Genomic DNA, 15238 nt, shown 5'->3' with positions numbered 1-15238 from the left:
CCGCGAAGGAGCCTCAACGATGAGCACCACACGCGCACGTGAGCACGCGCCGGACTCCCACGAGCAGGAGTCGCTCCAGACGCCGCAGATGCGTCGGATCCTCGCCTCCAGCTTCCTGGGCAGCGCGATCGAGTTCTACGACTTCATGCTGTACGCGAGCGCCTCCGCCCTCGTGTTCAGCCCGGTGTTCTTCGCGAACCTCGAGCCCGCGCTCGCGACCGTCGCCTCGTTCGGCACGCTCGCCGCCGGCTACGTCGCGCGGCCCCTGGGCGGCATCGTCTTCGGCCACTTCGGCGACAAGCTCGGCCGGAAGGGCGTGCTCGTCGTGACGATGCTGATGATGGGCGTGGCGACGGCACTCATCGGCCTCCTGCCCACCTACGCCCAGATCGGCGCCGCCGCCCCGATGCTGCTCATCGTGCTGCGCATCGTCCAAGGGTTCGCGGTCGGCGGCGAATGGGGCGGTGCCATGCTCATCGCGCTCGAGCACGCCCCGGGTGGCAGGCGCGGCTTCGCCGCCTCCTTCGCCAACCTCGGCGCACCAGCCGGGTCGATCCTGTCCGCGGGCATGCTCGGGCTGTTCTCCTTGCTCCCGCGCGAGCAGTTCCTGGCCTGGGGGTGGCGGGTGCCCTTCCTGCTCAGCGTCGCCCTCGTGCTGATCGGGCTCTTCGTGCGCCTCAAGGTCGTGGAGAGCCCGCTGTTCCTGAGCTTCGACCGCGAGGCCGAGCAGCGGCGCGTCCCGCTCATGCAGGTCCTGACCGGCGCCCCGCGGGTGCTGATCCTCGGCGTCCTGGTCGCGATGACCCAGCTGACGATCTCAGGTATGGCGAGCGTGTGGGGCCTGAGCTACGCGACCGCCAGCGGCGCCGACGAGACCGGTGCCCTGAACGCCAAGGTCGCCTCCGCCGTCGCGCTCTTCGTCATGACGGTGGTGTCCGCCCGGCTGAGCGACCGCTTCGGCCGACGCCCCGTCATCGCCGTCGGCATCGTGGCTGCCGCCGCCTTCGCCTACCCGCTGCTGATGCTCACCGGCAGCGGCTCCACGGTCCTCTTCGCCGTGGCCGTCATCGTCGGACAGGGCATCCAGGGGATCATCCTCGGTCCGCTCGCCGCGTTCCTCGCCGAGCTCTTCCCGACCGCGGTGCGTTTCACCGGCGCGTCGCTGGCGTTCCAGGGTGCCTCCGCGATCGGCGCCGGCTTCACCCCGATGGTGGCCGGCTCGATCGTCGCCTCGACCGGCGGCATCGGGCTGCTCGGCGGTGTGTGGATCGCCGTGCTCGTGCTCTGCCTCGGCGCCCTGTTCCTGGCCCCCGAGGGGCGCGAGCGCGACCTCGCGACGATCCGCTGACGACCACGAGCACCTCGGAGGGGCCGGACATGAAGGGAACGGCATGACGGAACAGCTCGACGCCGACGTCGTCATCGTCGGAGGCGGACCGGTAGGACTGGTCTCCGCGATGGACCTCGACGGACGCGGTGTGCGCACCGTGGTGCTGGAGGAACGGCCCTACCTCGAGCCGCCCAACGTGAAGTGCAACCACGTATCGGCGCGCACCATGGAGGCCTTCCGGCGGCTCGGCGTCGCGGACACGGTCCGGGACGCCGGCCTGCCGCCCGAGCATCCTCAGGACATCGTCTTCCGCACGAGCGTCACCGGCACGGAGTTCGGCCGCATCCCGATCCCCTCCCGGGCGGACCGGCGGCGCGGCGGCGCGGTCGGGCCGGACACCACGTGGGCGACGCCGGAGCCGCCGCACCGGGTGAACCAGCGGTACCTCGAACCGATCCTCGAGCGCCACGTCACCACCCTGGAGCACGCCGAGCTGCGCAACGGCGTGCGCTGCGAGTCCGTGTCCCAGGACGAGGAGGGCGTGACCGCGTCCGTCCGCCGCGCCGACGGGACGACGGGATCGGTGCGGGCGCGCTACCTCATCGGTGCCGACGGCGGCCGATCCATGGTGCGCAAGGCCATCGGCGCGCGGCTGCACGGCGACCCGGTCCTGCAGCGCGTGCAGTCCACGTGCATCTCCGCCCCCGGCCTCTACGACCTCATGCAGGCCCCGCCCGGCTGGGGGTGCTACACCTTCGGCTCCGGCCGCAACGGCCACGTGTACGCCATCGACGGCAAGGACGTCTTCCTCGTGCACACCTACCTCAGCGAGGAAGAGGCGGCGCGGGGCAGCGTCGATCGTGACCGGGCCATCCGGGACATCCTGGGCGTCCCAGAGGACTTCGCCTACCGGGTGATCTCGGAGGAGGACTGGACCGCCCGGCGCCTGGTCGCCGACACGTTCCGTGACCGCCGCGTGTTCCTGGCCGGGGATTCCGCCCACCTGTGGGTGCCGTACGGGGGGTACGGGATGAACGCGGGCATCGCCGACGGCCTCAACCTCGCCTGGCTGCTCGGAGCCGTCGTCGACGGCTGGGCCAAGGAGTCCATCCTCGACGCCTACGTCGCCGAGCGGCAGCCGATCACCGACCAGGTCTCCCGGCTCGCCATGTCCCACCTGCGCAAGATCGGCGACACGGACGTCCCGGAGGACCTGGAGGCCGACGGACCGGCGGGCGAGCGGGCTCGCCGGCAGCTCGGGCGCCTGGCGTACGACCTCAACGTGCAGCAGTTCGCCGCCGCGGGCCTGAACTTCGGCTACTCCTACGCCGATTCGCCGATCATCGTCCCCGACGGCGAGGCGCCCGCCTACACGATGGGGGAGTACACGCCCTCGACCGTGCCGGGGTGCCGGTTGCCGCACTTCTGGCTGCCCGACGGCTCCTCCCTCTACGACCGGCTCGCCCCCTGGTACACGCTCGTGGCGTTCGACGACGGCGCGGCGGGCGGGTCGTGGGCGGACGAGGCCGGTCGCGCCGGCCTGCCCGTCGAGGTGCTCGTGCTCGATCGTGCGCTCGCGCCCGCGGAGTACACGACCCGCTACCTCCTGGTGCGGCAGGACCAGCACATCGCCTGGCGTGGTGATCACCTGCCCGAGGACGTGCCGGCGTTCTCCGCGCGGCTCGGCGCACGACGCCGTGCCGACACCGCGGACCCGGAGGCGCTCGCGGCCGCCCGCACCGGCTGAGCCTGCGCCGCGGTCAGCAGGGCCAGCCCGGGTCCGCTTGAATGGGCTCATGCCGAGCCCGTCCCCCGACCTTCTCTCCGTCGCGAACGAGCTGTACGGGCTGCCCCTGGGGGACTTCGTGCCCACCCGCAACACGCGGGCGAAGCAGGCCCGCAAGGACGGCGACACCGACCTCGCCTGGGCCATCCAGGGGTTGGCGAAGCCGTCGACCGCGGCCTGGCTGGTGAACCTCATGGTCCGGCACATGTCGGAGGAGATCGGTCAGGTCCTCGAGCTCGGCGAGACGCTGCGCCGGGCGCAGGGCGACCTCGACGCGAAGCAGCTGCGCGCCCTCGGGCAGCAGCGGCGCAAGCTGCTCGCCGCGGTCGTCGACAAGGGCCGTGACCTCGCCGCCGAGCAGGACCAGAAGGTCAGCGGCTCGGTGGCGGAGCAGGCCGCCGACACCCTCCAGGCCGCGATGGCCGACGAGACCGCAGCCGCCGCGCTGCGCACCGGGCTGCTCGTCCAGCCGATGAGTGCCACCGGCCTCGGGAGCGTCGACCTCGAGGGCGTGGTGGCGGTGCCCGATGCGCTGGGCGAGGCGGCGCCGCGCGCGTCCGGCCGGAAGGCGTCCCCGAGGCGCGCGCGGGCGGGCAAGGACGAAGAGGCCGAGCGGAAGGCGGCCACCGAGCGAGCCCGTTCCGCCGTCGAGGAGGCCGAGCGCGCGGCCCGGAAGGCCGGTCGAGAGGTCAAGTCCCAGGAGGAGAAGGTCTCCCGGCTCGAGGCCCGCGCGCTGCAGCTGCGCTCCGAGATCGACGAGCTACGCCGTCGCCTCGTGGACCGGGAGCACGCGCTCATGGACGCCGAGGACCGGCTCGAGATGGCCGAGGACGCCCGCGACTCGGCCACGGCCGCGGCCGAGGAGGCCGAGGACGCGCTCGAGGACGCCCGCCGGACGCTGCGCGGCCTGCAGGGCAGGTCGTGACGCTTCTCCTTCGGTCCCGGCCCTGACGGAGAGTGTGGCCGTGGGGGTCAGGCGGCCAGCTGTGACCGACGACGCCGGCGCGTCCGACGGCGGCCCGGCGGGCGGGTCGGCGCCTTGCCGCCACCGCCGCCCGGCACCGCGGACTCGGACGAGGGCTGCGCCGAGGCCGGGCCGTCGGCATCCGCGATGGCGACGGCGACGTCACCGTCCGTCGTCGCGCCGGCGGGGGAGACGACCGAGCGCCGTGCGGCGCGCCGGAAGCTCGACTCGGCGACGGCGACCGCCTTGCGGCGGGCGGCCGCCAGCCGGCGCTCGAGGATGTGGCGACGCAGTGCGATGATGGCGATGACGCCGATGCCGATCCAGATCGCGTTCGCGACGGCGGACGGCCAGGCACCCGAGGCGGCAGAGCTCGCACCGACAGCCATGGCACCCATGACGTTGAGGCCCTGATAGCTCACCGACCCCGCGCGCAGCCGGCCGCTGGACAGGCGCGCATACGCGATCAGCTGGACGGCGACGCCGACCCAGCCGATCACGGCAACGAGGGTGAGGAGCACAGACATGCTTCCAGCCTGAGGCCTGATCTCGTAAAGATCAATCGAATGTTTCCGTATCCGGAGTACAGTTCTGCTACATGGACATCGACCCACGCCGACTTGGTTTTCTCTTGGCTGTCAGCCGGTCCGGAGGAGTCCTGGCGGCGGCCGACGCGATGCATGTGAGCCCTTCTGCCGTCTCTCAGCAAATCGCTCGTCTGGAGTCCGAGCTGGGCATCCGCGTGCTCGACCGGCAGCCCGCCGGCGCCGTGCTCACCCCGGCAGGACGGCTCCTGGCCGAGACGGCGGAGCGGATCGAGTCCGAGCTCGGTGAGGCGCGCCGCGCACTGTCCGAGCTGGAGGGGAACGTCTCCGGCGTCGTCGTGGTCGGGGCCTTCCAGACGGTCATCCGTGCCGTCCTGGTGCCGCTGCTGGAGGAGCTGGAGCAGGCACTGCCCGGGATCGACCTCGTGGTCCACGAGGTCGCGGAGGAGCACGGCCAGCGGGCGCTGCGCCGCGGCGAGCTCGACCTCCTCGTAACGGAGCACGACGTGACCGTCCAGGCCCCGCCGCCGGCGGGCACGTTCGACGTGCCCTTCCTGGACGAGCCCTGGGTGGTCGCCATGCCGGCGAGCGAGCCGGCGCCCACCGGGCTTCTCGAGCTCGCGGACCGCACCTGGCTGGCTCCGCAGCAGAGCGGCGCGACCGCCCGCGCCCTGGACCGGCTCGCGACCGAGCTGGGCCTCACCGCCCGCGCCGCGCACCGGTACCGCGACTTCGACGTCGCCCTGTCCATGGTGGCCGCCGGCCTCGGCATCGCCCTGCTGCCGGAGCTCGCCATCCGCCGGCACCTGCCGGAGAACGTCCAGTGGGCCGCGCCGCCCGGGCTCGGCTACCGCCGCCTCTTCGTGCGGCACCGCGTGACCCGCACCGAGCCGCGCGCGGCGACGCTCGCCGTGCTGGAGCAGATGATCCGCGTCGCGGCCGCGCTCGAGCCCCTCTGAGGGCGCCCGGACGGCGGACTCGCCCTCATCCATCTGCTGGTCGACCCTGCCGACGGGTCGGGTCCGTGCCACGATGGCATCCGTGAGTTTTCCCGCCAGAGCGCGGCCCCCCGTATCACTGGTCCTCATCCTCGGCTCGATGGCGGCTCTGCCTGCCGTGACGACGGACATGTACCTGCCGTCCCTCCCCGTCGTCGCCGACGAGCTCGAGGCCTCACACACCCTGGTCCAGGCGACCATCACCGGAGTGCTGGTCGGCGGCGCCGCGGGGCAGCTGCTCACCGGCCCGCTGTCGGACCGGTACGGCCGGCGGCTGCCGGTGCTGGTCGGGTTCGGCCTGCACGTCGTGCTGTCGGTGCTGTGCGCGGTGAGCGCCGGCATCTGGCCGCTCGTCGTGCTGCGCTTCCTCCAGGGCGCCGCCAACGCCACCGCCACCGTGACGGCGATGGCGGTCATCCGCGACCGGTACAGCGGCGCCGGCGCCTCCGTGCTCATGTCGCGCCTGATGCTGGTCATCGGGGTCGCGCCGCTGTTCGCGCCGACAGCCGGCGGGCTCATCGCCAGCCTGTGGGGGTGGCGCTCGACCTTCGTCGTGCTGGCCGTGCTCGGGGCGGCGATGATCGGCGTGGTCGCGCTTGCGCTGCCCGAGACCCTGCCGCCCGAACGGCGCCGGGCGGACGGGCTGCGCGCGGCCTTCCGCGGCTACGGGTACCTGCTGCGGGACCGGCAGTTCATGGCGCTGGCGGTGCTGCCGGGCCTGGCCCTGGGCAGCCTCATGTGCTACGTCTCGGGCTCACCCTTCGTCTTCCAGCAGGAGTACGGGCTCACCGAGACCCAGTTCGCGCTCATCTTCGCGCTGAACGGCGCGGGGCTCGTGGCCGGGTCCCAGATCAACGCCGCGCTCATGGGGCGCTTCTCACCGCTCGGCGTCATCCGGGTGGTCGCGCCGGCGGCGGTCGTCCTGGCGGTCTGGCTGCTCCTCGTCGCGCTGGCCGGCAACCACAGCACCGGCGGTCTCGTCGCCCTCCTCGTGCCGCTGTTCCTGCTGGTGTCCACCAACTCGCTCCTCATGCCGAACGCCTCGGCGCTGGCGCTCTCCCAGCACGGGGAGCGGGCCGGGTCCGCGGCGGCGACCGTCGGCGCGCTCCAGGCGGGCCTCGCCGGCACGATCTCCCCGATCGTCGGGGCGCTCGGCGGGCACGGTGTGGCGATGGCCACGGTCATGCTCGGGACGGTCCTCGTCGCGCTCGCCGTCGTCGGTCTGGCCACCCCGGCCTACCGCCGCATCGCGTAACGTAGCCGCTCGTGGCCATCGACTTCTCCGCCGAGATCTCCGAGCTCCGCTCGACCTACGACTCCATCCGCTCCGTGACGGACCCGGAGGCGCTCAAGGCCGAGATCGCGGAGCTCTCGGAGAAGGCCGCGGCGCCCGACCTCTGGGACGACCCCGACGCCGCCCAGGCCGTCACGTCCAAGCTCTCTCACGCCCAGGCCGAGCTGGGGCGCGTGGAGCGGATGGGGGAGCGGATCGACGACCTCGAGGCTCTCGTGGAGCTCGGCCAGGAGGAGGACGGCGACGACGCGGCGGCCTTCCTCGAGGACGCCGAGAAGGAGCTCACGACGATCCGGAAGTCGCTGAGCGAGCTGGAGGTCCGGACCCTGCTGTCCGGGGAGTACGACCCGCGCGAGGCGGTCGTGACCATCCGCTCCGGCGCCGGCGGCGTCGACGCCGCCGACTTCGCCGAGATGCTGCTACGGATGTACCTGCGGTGGGCCGAGCGGCACGGCTACCCGACGCAGGTGCTCGACACCTCCTACGCCGAGGAGGCCGGGCTGAAGTCCGCGACGTTCGAGGTCAAGGCGCCGTACGCGTACGGCACGCTCTCGGTGGAGGGCGGCACGCACCGGCTGGTGCGGATCTCGCCCTTCGACAACCAGGGGCGGCGGCAGACGTCCTTCGCCGCGGTCGAGGTGGTCCCGCTCATCGAGCAGACCGACAGCATCGAGATCCCCGAGAACGAGATCAAGGTCGACGTCTTCCGGTCCTCCGGGCCGGGCGGGCAGTCCGTGAACACCACGGACTCCGCCGTGCGCATGACGCACATCCCCACGGGCACCGTCGTGTCCATGCAGAACGAGAAGTCCCAGATCCAGAACCGTGCCGCCGCGCTGCGCGTGCTGCAGTCCCGGCTGCTGCTGCTGCGCCAGCAGGAGGAGCAGGCCGAGAAGAAGGCGCTCGCCGGAGACGTCAAGGCCAGCTGGGGCGACCAGATGCGCTCCTACGTCCTGCAGCCGTACCAGATGGTCAAGGACCTGCGCACCGAGCACGAGTCCGGGAACCCGGCAGCCGTGTTCGACGGCGAGATCGACGACTTCATCGACGCCGGTATCCGCTGGCGCAAGAACAACGAGGCCTGAGCGAGCTCGGCCGACCGAAGTTCCGGGGCCCCGTCGCGGCGTGTCGAGGGTGGTTCGGTCCGCGGGCATGCCTAGTCTGCGCGGAGGCCAGTGGTTGTTCTTCCCCGCTGTCGAGACTGGCCGAGAGTCGCCGTGATCAGATTCGAGAACGTCTCCAAGGTCTACGCCCGAGGCGCGCGCCCCGCTCTCGACCAGGTCAGCCTGGAGGTCGAGCGGGGTGAGTTCGTGTTTCTCGTCGGTGCCTCCGGCTCCGGCAAGTCCACGTTCATCCGCCTCGTGCTGCGCGAGGAGCGTCCGACGTCGGGGAAGATCCACGCGCTCGGCAAGAACCTGGGGCAGATCTCCTCGTGGAAGGTCCCGCACCTGCGCCGTCAGATCGGCACGGTGTTCCAGGACTTCCGGCTGCTCAACAACAAGACGGTCTTCGAGAACGTCGCGATCGCGCCGCAGGTGACGGGCAAGCCCCGGCACCACATCCTCACCACCGTGCCCGAGGTCATCGAGATGGTCGGGCTGGAGGGCAAGGAGAAGCGGCTCCCGCACGAGCTCTCCGGTGGCGAGCAGCAGCGCGTAGCGATCGCCCGGGCCATGGTGAACCGGCCGGCGATCCTGCTGGCCGACGAGCCCACCGGGAACCTCGACCCGACCACGTCCATCGGCATCATGCGGCTGCTGGACCGCATCAACCGCACCGGTACCACCATCGTCATGGCGACCCACGACGACGAGATCGTCGACCAGATGCGCAAGCGCGTCGTCGAGCTCTCCGACGGCGTGATGGTCCGCGACCAGTCGCGCGGCGTCTACGGCGCGGTGCGGTAAGGGGGCGAGAGGCAGCTATGCGTCTGAGATTTGTCCTCTCCCAGACGATCCAGGGGATCTCGCGGAACCTCGCGATGACCGTCTCGGTCGCCCTGGTCACCTTCATCTCCCTCATCTTCGTCGGCGCCGGCGCGCTCCTGCAGATCCAGGTCGAGAACCTCAAGAACGACTGGTACGACAAGGTCGAGGTCTCGGCCTTCATGTGCCCGGCGAGCTCCTCGACCCCGAACTGCGCGCAGGGCGAGGCCACGCAGGCGCAGATCGACGACGTCGCCGCCCTCCTGGAGTCGGACGCCCTGGAGCCGTACGTCGAGGAGGTCTACCTCGAGACCAAGCAGGACGCCTACGAGGCGTTCCAGGAGCAGATGGAGGACACCGTCTGGGCGCAGACGGTGACCGAGGACCAGATGCAGGTGTCGTTCCGGGTCAAGCTCGTGGACCCCGAGCAGTACCAGATCGTCGCGGACGAGCTGGGCGGCCGCCCGGGCGTCGAGGTCGTGGTCGACCAGCGCGAGCAGCTCGAGCCGTTGTTCCTCATCCTCAACCGCACGACCATGCTCTCGATCGGCCTCGCCGTCGTCATGATCGTCACTGCCGTGCTCCTCATCACCACGACCATCCGGCTGTCCGCGATGTCGCGCCGGCGGGAGACCGGAATCATGCGTCTGGTCGGCGCGTCGAACCTGTTCATCCAGCTGCCCTTCATGCTGGAGGGCGCGTTCGCCGCGCTCGCGGGCGCCGTGCTCGCCGTCGGCGGGCTCTACCTCGGCGTGAAGTACCTGGTCGAGGAGTGGCTCGCGACGTCGACGCCGTGGGTGCAGTTCATCGACACCGGTGACGTGCTCACCGTGGCACCGTTCCTCGTCCTCGCCGCCATCCTGCTCGCCGGTATCAGCTCACTGGTGACACTCGGTCGATACACGAAAGTCTGAGGTGGGTCTCGTGCGCCGTCCTTCCCCCCGACGCACCGCCCGACGCAACACCCGTCGCGCAACCGTCGCCGTCCTCTGCCTGCTCGTCCTGTCGTTGCTCGCGCCGTCCGCGTACGCGGACCGCCGGGACGAGCTGCAGCAGCAGCAGCAGCGCAACGCCGACCGGCAGGCGGAGCTGGAGTCCTCGCTCGAGGGCGTCGACGCCGACCTCGCCGAGACGTACCTCAGGCTGGAGCGCGCCCGTGAGCGCCTGCCTCAGGCCGAGGCGGAGCTGCAGCGCGCGGAGGAGGAGCTCGCGGCGGCGGAGCGGCACCAGGAGCAGGTGGCCGCGCGGCTCGAGGTGGCCGAGGCCGAGGCTGCCTCCCTCGAGGAGGAGATCGCGGCCAGCACCGAGGAGATCGCGCAGACCGAGTCGGCGATGGGGGAGCTAGCCCGCAGCACCTACCGCGGCGACAACGCCACCTCGACGCTCGACGTCGTCCTCGACGCGTCCTCGACCGACGACTTCCTGCAGAGCTACTCGGTGACCACCTCGGCGGTGCGTTCCCAGACTCGCGTGCTCGAGGACCTCGAGGAGGCGACCGCGGTCACCCGGAACCGGCAGCAGCGCCAGGAGGCCGTCCAGGAGCGGATCACCGAGCTCAAGGCGGAGGCCGATGCCGCCGTCGTCGCGGCGAACGAGGCCCGCGACGAGGCCGCCGCCCGCAAGGCCGAGATCGAGCAGATCGAGGCCGAGATGCAGCAGCTGTCCACCGAGCTCGAGGAGCGCCAGTCCGAGTACCAGTCGCAGCTCTCGGACCTGGAGGAGGACCAGCAGTCGATCGCCTCCGAGATCGCCGAGATCGACGCGGAGAACCGCCGGCGAGCCGCGGAGGCACGGCGCCGGGCGGCCGAGCGCGCGGCGCGTGAGGAGCAGGCCCCGCCCCCCAGCGGCGGTGGCGGCGGTGGCGGCGGCGGAAGCAGCGCCTTCATCGCGCCGCCGGTGACGCCCCTGGTCGTGACCTCGTCCTACGGGTACCGCGTGTACCCGATCACCGGCGGCTGGTTCATGCACAACGGAGTCGACCTGAGCTCGGCGTGCGGCAATGCGCAGCACTCCGCCGCGGCAGGGACTGTCAGCGCCGTCCGGGGCGCCTACGGGAACGGCACGCACGGCAACCAGGTGATGATCAACCACGGCGTCATCAACGGTGCCTCCTACGTCACCGTCTACAACCACCTATCCGGCTTCGCCGTCTCCCAGGGGCAGTCCGTGTCCCAGGGCCAGGTCATCGGCTACACCGGCGCCACCGGCGCGGTCACCGGCTGCCACGTGCACTTCGAGGTGTGGAAGAACGGCTCGACGATCGACCCGATGTCGCTCTGGTGACGGGTCAGGCCCGGTAGGCGACGCGTCTGCGTGGACCAGTCATCGGCGCGGGACTCCGTCCTCCCGCGCCCGCCACGCACCCGGCCCCAGGCCGTCAGTAGCCGCGGAGGCGCTGGATCTCGCGACGCTCGCGCTTGGTCGGCCGGCCGGAGCCGCGTTCGCGCACCGGGACGGCGAAGAGCTCGCGGGGCAGCGGCGCGGGGCTGCGGTCCACCACCGCCTCGGCCGCCAGCGAGGCGCCCACCCGCTTCTCGAGCAGCCGCCGCACCTCGAGGATGCGCTCCGGGCGGCTGCGATCGACGCCCCGGACCACGACCTCGTCCCCGACGGCGACCGAGGTGGCCGGCTTGGCCCGCTCGCCCCGGACGCGCACGTGCCCGGCCCGGCACGCGGCGGCCGCCGCCGAGCGGGTCTTGAACACCCGGACGGCCCACAGCCACCGGTCGACACGCGTCGAGGCCACGCCGCTCATGGACCGAGCGTAGATCGTGCCGGCGGTGGCCCGCTCAGCCGGCCAGGTGGCTCCACCGCCCGGCCAGCTCGCGCCAGGGCCCGACGTCGCAGACCCGGCCCTCGCGCAGCACGACGACCCGGTCCGCCCGGGCGAGGGCTGCCCGCTTCGACGTCGCGCCGATGACCGTGGTGCCCCGCTGCCGCAACGAGTCCCACAGCTCGATCTCGGTGGCGGCGTCCAGGGCGCTGGAGACGTCGTCGGCCAGCAGCAGCTCGGCGTCGGCGGCCAATGCCCGCGCGAGCGCGAGACGCTGCACCTGCCCGCCCGACAGGCGCACACCGCGGTGGCCGACCAAGGCGTGCGGACCGCCGGCCTCGTCCACGTCCTGGCCGAGCCGCGCGCCGTCGATCGAGCGGTCGATCTCGCGCTCGTGGTCGAGACGGACGTTGTCGGCGAACGTCCCGGACAGCACCCGCGGCACCTGCGCGACGTACGCGACCTGGCCGGGCCTCAGGAACGCCACGTCGGTGACCGGCGCGCCGTTCCAGCGGATCTCTCCCGTGTGCTCCATGAGCCCGGCGAGGGACGACAGCAGGCTCGACTTCCCCGAGCCCACCTGACCCAGGAGCAGCACGAGCTCGCCTCGGCGCACCGACAGGTCCACGTCCGAGACCCCCAGGGTGCCGTCGTCGTGCACGGCCGTGACGCCGGACATCTCCAGCGTCTGCAGCGGGCGGCGCGGCGGTGCCGGTGGCCCGGGCGCCGTCCCGGAGACCAGGTCCACCCCGTTCACCTGGTCGACGAGGTCCACCCCGCCCGCGAACCGGGCGGTCGCACGCTGCCAGGCCCAGGTGCCGGGCGCCTCGGTCACCACCGCCCCCGCCACGATCCCGAACCAGCCGAACCCCATGACCGCGTTCGCCACGAGCAGTGTGGTGGCCAGGTCCCACGTGCCGGACAGCAGCGCCGCCCACGCGGCGACGACGCCGAGGTGGAGCATCACGATGGGGACGCCGTCCAGGACGGCCTGGACCCGGTGCTCGAAGACCGCCGCCTCCACCCGCCCCGCGTCGACCTCACGCAGGTGGCGGTGCACGTCCGGCGTGCGCGCGGCGAGCTTCACCGTGCGGGCCGCGTCGAGGGAGGAGACCAGGGCACGGCCGAACCGTGCTCGCGCGGCCGAGGACCGGGCCGCCGAGCGACCGGCGATCGGCCTGCCGACCGCCGAGGCAGCCGCGGAGATCGCCATGACGCCGAACAGCACCAGACCCGCCAGCCAGGACCGGGCGATGAGCGCCGTGACCGCCGCGACGACGAGGCCGTTGACGAAGTCGACCCAGCGATCGGCGTACCGGACGAACCGGTCGGCGTCCATCGCGCGGGCCACGATCTCCCCGGGCGGGGTCGGCCGCAGCCGGTACTGCCGGGTCTGCCCGTGCATGACGCGCATGCGGACCCGCAGCAGGATCTCGACCCACCAGCGCGGGTAGATCGCGATGGCCCAGGCGAGCGCCAGCGGCGCGACCATGACCAGCCCGGCCAGCAGGACGAGACGCAGCCACGGCACGGCCTCGCCGGACTGCAGGGTCTGCACGATGCCGCCCCACAGGTACCCGGTCACCGCACCCTGGGCGGCGACCAGGCTGGAGACGAGGAAGAGCACCGCTCCCCACAACCCCCACCGCGGACGGACCAGCAGAGAGTGCAGCACGCTGCGGGCGAGGCTCGGCCCGTCACCGGGGTCCGGCAGCTCCGGGGGAGTGCCGTGCCGGCGGCGCGCTCCCACCGCGGTCGCGTCGGCCGACGGGGCCGGGTCCCCTGCGCCGTCGTGGGCGTCTCCGTGCCCGGGCACAGACGTCGCAGGCGCCTCGTCCTCGGCGAGCAGCGGGCCGGCGGCGGCGCTTGCCGTCAGCAGGTCGCGGAAGGGGCCGGGGGCCGTGGCCAGCTCGGTGCGCGGCCCGTGCTGGACCACCCGGCCGTGGTCGAGGACGGCGACCAGGCCGGCCCGCTCGATGGTGGAGAGCCGGTGGGCGATGAGCACACCCGTCCGGCCGCGCAGCAGCCGCTCGGACGCGGCGACGACCCGGGCCTCGGTCAGCGGGTCCATCCGGGCGGTCGCCTCGTCGAGCACGACCACCTGCACCTGACGCACGAGCAGGCGGGCGAACGCGACGAGCTGCTCCTCGCCGGCGGACAGCGCCGTGCCGCCGGGACCGAGCTGGGTGTCCAGCCCGTCCGGGAGGCTCGCCACCCACTCGCCGAGCCGTAGCTCGGCCACGGCGGCCTCGATGTCGGCGCGCGGGACCGGTGCGAAGAGCGCGATGTTCTCGGCGAGCGTGCCGGAGAGCAGCTCGGTCCGCTGGGTGACCACGCCGACCGCGGCACGCAGCTTCTGCAGGTCCAGGTCGCGCAGGTCCACGCCGCCCAGGAACACCGACCCCCGCGGGGGCTCCACGGCCCGGGAGAACAGGGCCGCGAGCGTGGACTTGCCCGAGCCCGTGCGTCCGACCAGGGCCACCGTCTGCCCGGCGGGCACCCGCAGCGAGACGTCCTGGAGCGCGAAGGTGCCCTCGTCGTACGCGAACCGCAGGTCGTGCACCCGCAGCTCCAGCGGCCCGTCGGGGACGTCGGCGCCACCCTCAGGCTCGGGCTCGACACCGAGCATCTGCCGCAGACGGATCACCGCCCCGAGCCCCTCCTGGATGTCCGGGAGGTGCTGCACCATGTTCGACACCGAGCCCACGAGCATCGCCGTGACCAGGAAGAGCGTGACGATGCTCGCGATGGACAGGCCGCCCCCGGCGACCGCGGCCACGCCGGCGATGGCGACGCCGCCGAGCAGGGCGTGCAGGATGACCTCGCTCTTGGTGATGAGCCAGGCCTCCAGCCGCACCACCCGCGCGAACGTGCGGTGGACCTCGGCGGAGAGCTGCGCCAGGCGGCGGACCGCGAACGGCTGCCCCAGGCTGGTGCGCAGGTCGTTGCGGGCCGCGACCGCCTCCTCGAAGGCCGCGGCGTGGTCGGTCCAGGCCACCTCCTCGACCACCTTGCGGCGCGCGATCTCCCCGAGCAGCGGGCGGACCAGCAGCACGACGACGGCACCGAGGGCGGGGAACGCGAACCAGGCGGGCCACCAGGTCAGCCCGGCGACCACCCACATCGGCACGACGCCGGCCACCGTGCGGCCGGCGCTCCACAGCTGGCGTCGGACGAGCGTGCCGACGGCGTGCGTGTCGTCGTCGACCCGGTCCAGGACCTCGCCGACAGCCTGCTCCGAGAGTGTCGCGAGCGGCTGGCTCATCGCCGCCGTGAGCAGGTCGCCCCGCAGCCGGCCCTCGGCCCGGTCGACGACGCCGGCCCAGACCACCTGGCCGGCCGAGTCGATGATCGCCCCGCCCACCATGCACAGCGCCAGCAGCAGCAGACCGACGACGGTCGCCTGCTCGGCGAGACGTCCGGCCGCGACGGTGCCGACGGCCTGGCCGGTCGCCCCGACGGCCAACGCGGTCAGCGCGACGGCGGAGAGCGGGCCGCGCAGGCGTCGCCAGTCCAGCGTCCGGCTCGGGTCCGCCGTCGCGGCCGCCGGGCGCTCGGGCCGCTGCACCGGCGGATCGCCGAGGAGCGTGTCCTGCGAGGTCACCCGGCAACGTTACGGTTCC

12 protein-coding genes are annotated in these 15238 nt (G+C 72.8%); 9 read left to right on the top strand and 3 right to left on the bottom strand.

Annotation, left to right across the window (positions count from 1 at the left end; all coding sequences use genetic code 11):
• Nucleotides 1-19: 19 nt before the first annotated feature.
• From ACFQQL_RS14850 to ACFQQL_RS14840, 3 genes are read left to right on the top strand one after another with little or no spacing between them, the layout of a single operon-like run.
• Complete coding sequence (locus ACFQQL_RS14850; protein WP_382395753.1) at nt 20-1348, top strand: MFS transporter; 1329 nt, start codon at nt 20-22, stop codon at nt 1346-1348.
• Between the two features lie 43 nt (nt 1349-1391).
• The gene (locus tag ACFQQL_RS14845) at nt 1392-3077 is read left to right on the top strand and encodes an FAD-dependent monooxygenase (RefSeq protein ID WP_382395751.1); all 1686 of its coding nucleotides are present in this window, start codon (nt 1392-1394) and stop codon (nt 3075-3077) included.
• Between the two features lie 49 nt (nt 3078-3126).
• Nucleotides 3127-4041, top strand: coding sequence for a hypothetical protein (locus ACFQQL_RS14840; RefSeq protein ID WP_382395749.1), 915 nt, complete (start codon nt 3127-3129; stop codon nt 4039-4041).
• 47 nt (nt 4042-4088) lie between these two features.
• On the opposite strand, the gene ACFQQL_RS14835 is transcribed toward ACFQQL_RS14840, so the two are convergent.
• Nucleotides 4089-4607 carry a CBU_0592 family membrane protein gene (locus tag ACFQQL_RS14835; protein WP_382395747.1) on the bottom strand — a complete coding sequence of 173 codons (519 nt, stop codon included), beginning with the start codon at nt 4605-4607 and terminating at the stop codon, nt 4089-4091.
• Between the two features lie 71 nt (nt 4608-4678).
• On the opposite strand from ACFQQL_RS14835, the gene ACFQQL_RS14830 reads away from it, so the two are divergent.
• From ACFQQL_RS14830 to ACFQQL_RS14805, 6 genes are all read left to right on the top strand, one after another.
• Complete coding sequence (locus tag ACFQQL_RS14830) at nt 4679-5584, top strand: LysR family transcriptional regulator (RefSeq protein WP_382395745.1); 906 nt, start codon at nt 4679-4681, stop codon at nt 5582-5584.
• 139 nt (nt 5585-5723) lie between these two features.
• Nucleotides 5724-6878, top strand: coding sequence for a multidrug effflux MFS transporter (locus ACFQQL_RS14825; RefSeq protein WP_382395743.1), 1155 nt, complete (start codon nt 5724-5726; stop codon nt 6876-6878).
• Between the two features lie 11 nt (nt 6879-6889).
• The gene (gene prfB / locus ACFQQL_RS14820) at nt 6890-8002 is read left to right on the top strand and encodes a peptide chain release factor 2 (RefSeq protein WP_382395741.1); all 1113 of its coding nucleotides are present in this window, start codon (nt 6890-6892) and stop codon (nt 8000-8002) included.
• A 132-nt stretch (nt 8003-8134) separates the two neighbouring features.
• A complete protein-coding gene (gene ftsE, locus ACFQQL_RS14815) occupies nt 8135-8824 on the top strand; it encodes a cell division ATP-binding protein FtsE (protein WP_382395739.1) in 690 nt (229 codons plus the stop codon).
• Nucleotides 8825-8841: 17 nt separating this feature from the next.
• Entirely contained in the window at nt 8842-9756 is a 915-nt protein-coding gene (gene ftsX, locus ACFQQL_RS14810; RefSeq protein ID WP_382395737.1) for a permease-like cell division protein FtsX, read from the top strand.
• A gap of 10 nt (nt 9757-9766) precedes the next feature.
• Entirely contained in the window at nt 9767-11125 is a 1359-nt protein-coding gene (locus tag ACFQQL_RS14805; protein WP_382395735.1) for a peptidoglycan DD-metalloendopeptidase family protein, read from the top strand.
• A gap of 94 nt (nt 11126-11219) precedes the next feature.
• Here ACFQQL_RS14805 and ACFQQL_RS14800 read toward each other — a convergent pair whose 3' ends face one another.
• Nucleotides 11220-11597: an RNA-binding S4 domain-containing protein gene (locus ACFQQL_RS14800; RefSeq protein WP_382395733.1), complete on the bottom strand. Its 378-nt coding sequence runs from the start codon at nt 11595-11597 to the stop codon at nt 11220-11222.
• 34 nt (nt 11598-11631) lie between these two features.
• Complete coding sequence (locus tag ACFQQL_RS14795; protein WP_382395732.1) at nt 11632-15219, bottom strand: ATP-binding cassette domain-containing protein; 3588 nt, start codon at nt 15217-15219, stop codon at nt 11632-11634.
• Between the last annotated feature and the right edge of the window lie 19 nt (nt 15220-15238).

The sequence above is a fragment of the Georgenia alba genome, from assembly GCF_042665525.1.
GTDB classification, from domain to species: Bacteria; Actinomycetota; Actinomycetes; order Actinomycetales; family Actinomycetaceae; genus Allobogoriella; species Allobogoriella alba.
Note: the sequence above shows the minus strand (reverse complement) of the source record. Positions and strands in the feature narration are given on the sequence as shown.

What these genes read in the sequence shown, in the direction of transcription:
- ACFQQL_RS14850 (WP_382395753.1), top strand. Translation starts at nt 20, where the DNA reads ATGAGCACCACACGCGCACGTGAGCACGCGCCGGACTCCCACGAGCAG.
- ACFQQL_RS14845 (WP_382395751.1), top strand. Translation starts at nt 1,392, where the DNA reads ATGACGGAACAGCTCGACGCCGACGTCGTCATCGTCGGAGGCGGACCG.
- ACFQQL_RS14840 (WP_382395749.1), top strand. Translation starts at nt 3,127, where the DNA reads ATGCCGAGCCCGTCCCCCGACCTTCTCTCCGTCGCGAACGAGCTGTAC.
- ACFQQL_RS14835 (WP_382395747.1), bottom strand. Translation starts at nt 4,607, where the DNA reads ATGTCTGTGCTCCTCACCCTCGTTGCCGTGATCGGCTGGGTCGGCGTC.
- ACFQQL_RS14830 (WP_382395745.1), top strand. Translation starts at nt 4,679, where the DNA reads ATGGACATCGACCCACGCCGACTTGGTTTTCTCTTGGCTGTCAGCCGG.
- ACFQQL_RS14825 (WP_382395743.1), top strand. Translation starts at nt 5,724, where the DNA reads ATGGCGGCTCTGCCTGCCGTGACGACGGACATGTACCTGCCGTCCCTC.
- ftsX (WP_382395737.1), top strand. Translation starts at nt 8,842, where the DNA reads ATGCGTCTGAGATTTGTCCTCTCCCAGACGATCCAGGGGATCTCGCGG.
- ACFQQL_RS14800 (WP_382395733.1), bottom strand. Translation starts at nt 11,597, where the DNA reads ATGAGCGGCGTGGCCTCGACGCGTGTCGACCGGTGGCTGTGGGCCGTC.